Source organism: Allobosea sp. WAO, assembly GCF_001509835.1.
Taxonomy (GTDB): Bacteria; Pseudomonadota; Alphaproteobacteria; order Rhizobiales; family Beijerinckiaceae; genus Allobosea.
The window spans coordinates 21,773-28,504 of sequence record NZ_JXTJ01000022.1 but is presented as its reverse complement, the minus strand read 5'-3'; the positions used below and the strand labels follow the sequence as shown (position 1 = coordinate 28,504).

Below are 6,732 nucleotides of genomic sequence, written 5' to 3'. Positions count from 1 at the left end.
GAGCGGTCCGCCCACCGTGTTTGACGCGCTGCATCCTCAATCCAGAGGTCAGCAGATCATCGTCTTTTCCTGCCGGCAACGAGCCTTCCAGAAGCTCGGAGGAATACGCTCTCGATACTGGACTGGGCGCCGTCGCCGCTACGCAATCGATCGCTAAGCGCGTGATGTACCGATGGATAAGCGTCCGGTTTTGGGCGCTCCTTCAGCTTCTGCTCTTGGCGCCATCTCGCCCCGCGGCACGCTGATCGCCCGGGTGGCGCTACACCATGGCGCAAATTGCTTCCCTCAATGGGCTAACGGTATGGTACCGCACGCTCGTCCGCGCCTGAGCCAACTTGCTGGATCGGGATCGTCCGAAGGGGGCGAAATTGCCGGTTAGCCGTTTTCATGACCTGCGGTTCCAGCCGCATCCCAATTTTCCGGGAGCGGATGAGGTCTTTGCCCGTATGCAGACCGCGCCAAAGTTTGTCTTTTCGCGTGATGTGATCGAGTGGATCGAGGAGCATTCAGGCGACTATTCCCATGCGGCGGCTATTGCGGTCGGCGTAGGCCGCACTGAGCTCCCTTACGAGGTGATGCTGGTCGAATGGGAGGAAGGGCCGGATCATCGCTTGTTCTGGCTGATTGAGGAGGCGGCACCGAACAGCTATCGCGTATGGTGGGCCATCCATTTTCCCCGCTCCAGTCGCAACCTTGTCTTCGGTCATCCCTTTACCGCTTCGTTCCTCCCGAGCGGCGAAGCAGTTGTTCAGCGATACGACGGCCCGCCATCAACCTCGGCGCATTTACTCTCATTCATCGACTCATACCGCTTAACGGCAGGAATAGCTCTCTGCCTCGCCATGACGCTGCATGTGCGCGGCATCATCACCCGACCGCCCGCGCCGGTCAGTCCGAAGCTTGATGCCGCACGGATCAAGAAGGGCAAGCCGCCGATCACCAAGGATTACGTCACCGTGCATATCGGCTACGTCACCGATCGGCAGGGCAAAGAACAAGACTACGAAGAAGGCCGAGGCCACGTTAAGCCGCATTTGCGCTCCGGCCATTACAAGAACCAAGCCTTCGGTCCGGGTCGGCTTGATCGTAAGAAAATCTGGATCAAGCCCTATCTGGTCAACTACGGCCCCGGCACAACGATCGATCCGCCGCCGCAATATCTCGTCGTCCCGTAGACCACCCCCGACAAAGGAAAACATGGCGATTCGCTATTGGATTGGCGGATCCAATTGGGCGGGCTCGGCCAAATAGTGCAGCGCTCATGCCGTGCGGGCTACGCTCTATTCGGCGGCTCTCGACGGTCCGCCCTTCATCTTCACCGAGGCGCGATGCGGGGTGACAGACTTGATGGCGCGCTGGTCGCCTCCGGCCGGAGTGTCGAGCCGGGCCGAGGCGGGACAACTGGTGGTATTCGTGGAACGTCCGGTTTTGGGCGGACCGCCAACGTCCGCTCCTGACGCAGGACCGACGAGTAACTGAAACTCCGATCGCAGCGGCCGGATTGGCGCGTTACACCCCTTCGACCGCGGTCCGGAGGCTGACGTTCGATCTGGCGGCTGCACGCGATGGCCTGCCGGAACTCGATCGCATCCTGCGTGAGATCCGCATGATCGACGGTACAGCGAACGGCGCGACGAGCCTGTTGCCTTGGAGGGCATGGCCGCTCTCGACCTCCACCGGCCGAAACCGATCCGGCATGCACGCAAGGATGGGCGAATGTGAGCCCCGCCGCAGAGGGGCCTCTCGGTGAGCCTGCCCTGGCAGCAGCCGTCAAATGACCACCGGCCATAGCGATCACGTGCTTGTGAAGCCCCCTTTTGCCTGTGCCTCGCCAGCGCCCTGGCCGGGGCGCGCGCTCGCCGGGGAGGTCCGCGAATTCCCATCCGCTCGCCACATCCGGGAGCACATCCCGGCCAACGCCTCGGCCGAATGATCGCCCAGCGGAAACGAAGGATTGAATCCCGCGATTGGGTATTATTCCGGGCGATTGCCTTGGGACTCGGCGTAAACGATTCGGATCCAAAATAAAGGGACTCGACGATATCGGAAGACCCGCGCGCGAGTTCCTGTTGAGTGTTCGATCGATGGCTTTCCCGGGCGGCACGTTCTGCGCTTCGGCATTGCAATACGCTCAACCCGCCCATTGACATTCGAGGTTATTCGGCCGCCGGATATGCCCTGCCGAGGACATCTCCGTATGGGCACAGGAGCCCGGGATGCGCCCATCAAGCAGCCGCCAAGCCCCCCATTCAGCGCCTGATACGCGGTTCCCCCTGGCCGCGAAGCCCGAATGCCGGCGATCCCAGCGTCGGGACGCGCATGGCCACAACCTCCCCGATCCTCCCCATCCTCCCGGCTGGAATTCAATCGGGCGTCACCTCCGCCCTCGAGCGCATCCGCCGCGACGCCGAGCGCCAGGGATCACAACAACGACGTCAGGAACCGAGGAGAAGCGCAATGAAGCGAGCACTCCTTAGCACGCGCGTTCGCGCGCCCGCGAGCTTGTCACGGGCGCACTTCGCCCGCCAGCCCAGCCGAGAGCCGGCCGTTTGCGTCCCTCGACGGGAGCAACGGCGAGGAACGTACTCGGATTGCCGCGCAAGCGAACGGGCGTCCGAACCGTCGGCCGGCGGCAACGCCGGGCGTCCCGGTTAGCCCTCCCATGTCCCGTCGGCGCTCCAACCCGGGAAGCTATCTCGAGTGGCATGGCCGCAACCTCCGCGTCGTGGTGCGCGTGCCCCGGGGGCTGGCCACGGCGATCGGCAGGACCACGCTCAAGGAGAGCCTCAACACCGATAGCGTCGCGGCGGCCAACACCCTCAAATGGCCCGTCATCGCCCGCTTGCAGGAGCGCATCGCGCAGGCGCGGAGCGGCGGTCCTGCGCCTGGTTCGGCTGCCCGGCTCAAGGAGGCGCTCCGTTATCGGGACGAAGGCCGCACCGTGGACCGCACCTCACCCGCTCTCGCGCGCCACGAGGCGGACGTTGACACCCGCACCGCCGAGATCGCGAAGGCGCATGGCCACGGCGCCGCGCTGGCCTTCCACGACATCGCCACGGGGATTGTCACCCCGATCGGCCCGCTCGTCGATCCCTGGCTGGATGAGACCGACTTGGCTCCGCGCACGGAGGCGGGTTACCGGCATGCGATCCGCCGCTTTACCAAATGGGGAAGCGCCAATCACCGGGCCATTCACGCCGAGGCCATCGATCGCCGACTCGCTGGGGAATACGTGTCCGGAGTCCTCGCTGCAACTGCGCGCGCCACCGCCAACAGGGACATTTCCGCCCTGCACGGCTTCTGGGAGTGGCTGGGGCAGCGCGGTCACGTCACCGGCGACAATCCGTGGAGCCGCCAGCGGTTCTCCACCCGCAGCAAGCACGGGAAAAAATCCAAGCGTCCCATGACCAAACGCCCCTTCACGGATGAGGAAGTGGCGAGGCTCCTCGCCGGGATTGACGTGCAACCGCTGTCGGATATGTCCCGGGTCGCCGCCCTCTCAGCGATGCGGATTAACGAGATTGCAGAGCTCCGGGCCGGCGATGTCGCCGGCGGCTTGATTACCGTCCGCAAAGGCAAGACCGAGGCCGCCGTCCGCACCATCCCGATCCACCCCGACATTGCCGCGATCTTGAAGAAGAGGACGGACGGGAAGCCTGCAAGCGGCTATGTCTTCCATGAACTCGCGACACAGCAGAACGCCGCGCGGAGCCGTGCCGCACCCATTTGCCAACTCTTCACCCGCATCCGCCGAAAATTGGGGGTGGACGAGCGCACGGCAGGAGACCGCCAATCGGCCATCGATTTCCATTCATTCCGGCGGTGGTTCGACCGCAAGGCCGTAGAGGCGTTCGCGCGCGGCGCGAGAGGCTTTACGCCATGGACCATCGCGGAGGTGATGGGGCATTCGTTGCGAGACGAACCGCTTCCCATGACCATGGGCCTCTATCCGGGCCCCTCTCCTGTCGAGGCAAAGAGGGCGTGCGTCGAGGCGGTGCGGCTGCCGAAGGAGGTGCGTCGGCGGAGCGGCGCGCGCCCGCAAGCCGGCGCACGAGGTCCGGCTGCGCTTTCCGTCACAGCCGACGGCCCGCCGCTTCCGAGGGGAGGCTCGACCGCGCCGTCGAGATCGGGAGGAGGTGCTTCGTCACGTTCGGCGGGCTGACCGGGATGTTGGACTTCGCGACCGCTGGGCCGGGGAAGCCGGTGGTTCTTGCAGCCCGGCTCCACGGTTCTCCGCCACCCGAATCGAGAAGAGGCCCGGGGGCGCGAATTTCTTCCCGGGATTCGAGGCCTGGGGCCCGACCCACCTATCCGCCGCACGAGGGGAGCCGCTCCCCCAATGGCTCCCCCGGAACGGTTCCCACACGGCCTTTTCCCATCGCAACCGGCTGATCCGGCGGCAAAGAGCCTCGCGCGGGTTCGAATCCCGCCCTGTCCGCCAGCATTCTTGCGCTAAGAAACTGATATTGTTGAATCATCGAGAATAGCGACGGCGCCCCCGACAGCGCGCCGCATCGCCAAGTTCGCGTTTCCATCTCGCGGCTCTGTCTCGCAGCAAGCGCAGCCCATCCTCATCGTCAGCCATTCACGCGGGGTCATGCCGGTCGCCAGCTGGAACGAGGCGCAGAAATGAAAGCGGCTGAGCTGGACCTGTCCGGCCAGTTCGTCGAGGCCACGCGCGTCACCCTCAGCCTCGCCGCGCCACGGCAAAGCGGCGCAGCGTAGATGATCCCGGGAGGTTGGTCCCTATTGGACGTCGATCACCGGGATTGGTGGAGACACATTGCACGCCGATTTTCTGCCCTGGGTCTGCCGCCCCAAGCCTAGCACCGTGGCCAAGGACGACGCTCACAAAACCTGCAGGGCAATGGCTGTAAACTCGCCCTTAACCTCGATCGTTCATTTCGCTGGACCAGTACTGAACTAGCGCGGGCTGCACCTGCTGCGGCGCAGGGTGGCAGATTCATGCGGCTGATCGTCGGCACAATCATCGTCTTTGCTTGCGTCTTCGGCGGCTATGCGGCGATGGGCGGCAAACTCCTCGTCCTTTGGCAGCCGTTCGAGTTCGTTATCATCCTCGGTGCAGCGATGGGTGCCTTCATCATCGGCAACACCGGGCCGGTGCTCAAGTCCGTCCCCACCATGCTTGGTACGCTCGTGAAGGGCCCCAAGTACAATCGGGAGGCCTATGTCGAACTTCTGGCGATGCAGTATTCCCTGTACAGGCTTGTAAAGCAGAAGGGCATGCTCGCGGTCGAACAGCACATTGAAGATCCGAGCGAGTCGGCGCTATTCAACGCCTTCCCGACTTTTGCAGAGAACCATCATGCGGTCGAGTTCGTCTGCGACTACATGCGCATGTTGACGATGGGTGCCGACAACGTCCACGAGATCGACGCTCTCATGGACGAGGAGCTGGAGACGCACCACCAGGAGCAGGAGCGTCTTGTTGCGGCCATGCAGTCGATCGCCGACGGAACACCAGCGCTCGGCATCGTCGCCGCCGTGCTCGGCGTGATCAAGACGATGGGGTCGATCACCGAGCCGCCGGAAGTGCTGGGACATCTGATCGGCGGCGCGCTCGTGGGCACCTTCTTCGGCGTCTTCGTCGCCTACGGCTTCTTCGGGCCCATGGCGCAGTCGCTCAAGAGCATCTTCGAGGCGGAATCCAAGTACTACCTTTCGCTCAAGGCGGGCCTCCTCGCCCATATCAGCGGCCAGCCGCCGGTGATGGCGGTAGAATTTGCCCGCAAGGCTCTGATGAGCGACGTCCGCCCGACCTTCAGCGAAGTGGAAGCGGCAACCGCCGATCTGCCTGCCAACATCTGACCCAATCTCCAGCAGGGACGCGATGGCCAAGCCCGCCCAGACGATCATCATCAAGAAGGTCAAGAAGGCCGCTCATGCGCACCATGGCGGGGCCTGGAAGATCGCCTATGCGGACTTCGTGACCGCCATGATGGCCTTCTTTCTGCTGATGTGGCTGATCAGCATGACGACGCAGGAGCAGAAGGTCGGCCTGGCGGAATACTTCGCGCCGGGCGCTGTGAGTGCCAGCACCAGCGGCGCTGGCGGCGTCCTGATGGGCACCGCCCTGGACACGTCGGGCAACAAGTCGTCGGCGCCCCGCGAGACGGCGAGCGGCGTCACCGGGCAGGAGGACGGAGCGCGCCGGGCCAGCTCGGGCCGCGCCAGCGACCGCGAGGTCAACCGCCCGGCCGCCGGCGCGCAGGCCCAGCACAGCGCCGCGGCCAGCCTCCGGCAGGCGTTCCAGAACATGCCCGAAATGGCCGAGCTGTCGCGCAACATCGTGATCGAGCCGACCAGGGAGGGCCTGAACGTTTCCCTCGTGGACGAGGAAGGCCGCTCCATGTTCCCTCAGGGCTCGGTCGACCCCTATGATCGCACCCGTCGCGTACTGGAAGGGCTCGCGCCCACCCTGCGCCGGCTGCCCAACCAACTGTCTGTCACGGGCCACACGGCCGCCGCGCGCCCGGGCTCGGTGCGGGCTGTCGATTCCTGGAGCCTCAGCACCGGGCGTGCGCTCGCCGTGCGCAAGATCCTGTCGGGTGCCGGGATCCCCAACGACCGCTTCACGTCCGTGGCGGGACGCGCCGATACCGAGCCGGTCTTCCCCGACAATCCCTACATCGCGCCGAACCAACGGGTGACGATCACGCTGCTCGGCGCGGAGCCGGCGCTGCCCCCGAGCCTCTTGCGCTGACGGCAAGG

The 6,732-nt window shown here is 64.9% G+C and carries 5 protein-coding genes; 4 read left to right on the top strand and 1 reads right to left on the bottom strand.

The window, feature by feature from the left end; genetic code table 11:
• Positions 1 to 335: 335 nt before the first annotated feature.
• Both DK26_RS29215 and DK26_RS27715 read left to right on the top strand, forming a co-directional pair.
• Entirely contained in the window at positions 336 to 1,175 is an 840-nt protein-coding gene (locus DK26_RS29215; protein ID WP_157089878.1) for a hypothetical protein, read from the top strand.
• A gap of 1,487 nt (positions 1,176 to 2,662) precedes the next feature.
• Entirely contained in the window at positions 2,663 to 4,162 is a 1,500-nt protein-coding gene (locus DK26_RS27715; protein ID WP_066479980.1) for a DUF6538 domain-containing protein, read from the top strand.
• A gap of 290 nt (positions 4,163 to 4,452) precedes the next feature.
• Here DK26_RS27715 and DK26_RS28785 read toward each other — a convergent pair whose 3' ends face one another.
• Entirely contained in the window at positions 4,453 to 4,662 is a 210-nt protein-coding gene (locus tag DK26_RS28785) for a helix-turn-helix transcriptional regulator (protein WP_248310129.1), read from the bottom strand.
• Positions 4,663 to 4,965: 303 nt separating this feature from the next.
• Here DK26_RS28785 and motA point away from each other — a divergent pair, with 303 nt between their 5' ends.
• Both motA and DK26_RS27705 read left to right on the top strand, forming a co-directional pair.
• Positions 4,966 to 5,829 carry a flagellar motor stator protein MotA gene (gene motA / locus DK26_RS27710; RefSeq protein ID WP_066479978.1) on the top strand — a complete coding sequence of 288 codons (864 nt, stop codon included), beginning with the start codon at positions 4,966 to 4,968 and terminating at the stop codon, positions 5,827 to 5,829.
• Between the two features lie 22 nt (positions 5,830 to 5,851).
• Positions 5,852 to 6,724: a flagellar motor protein MotB gene (locus DK26_RS27705; protein ID WP_066479976.1), complete on the top strand. Its 873-nt coding sequence runs from the start codon at positions 5,852 to 5,854 to the stop codon at positions 6,722 to 6,724.
• Positions 6,725 to 6,732: the final 8 nt, after the last annotated feature.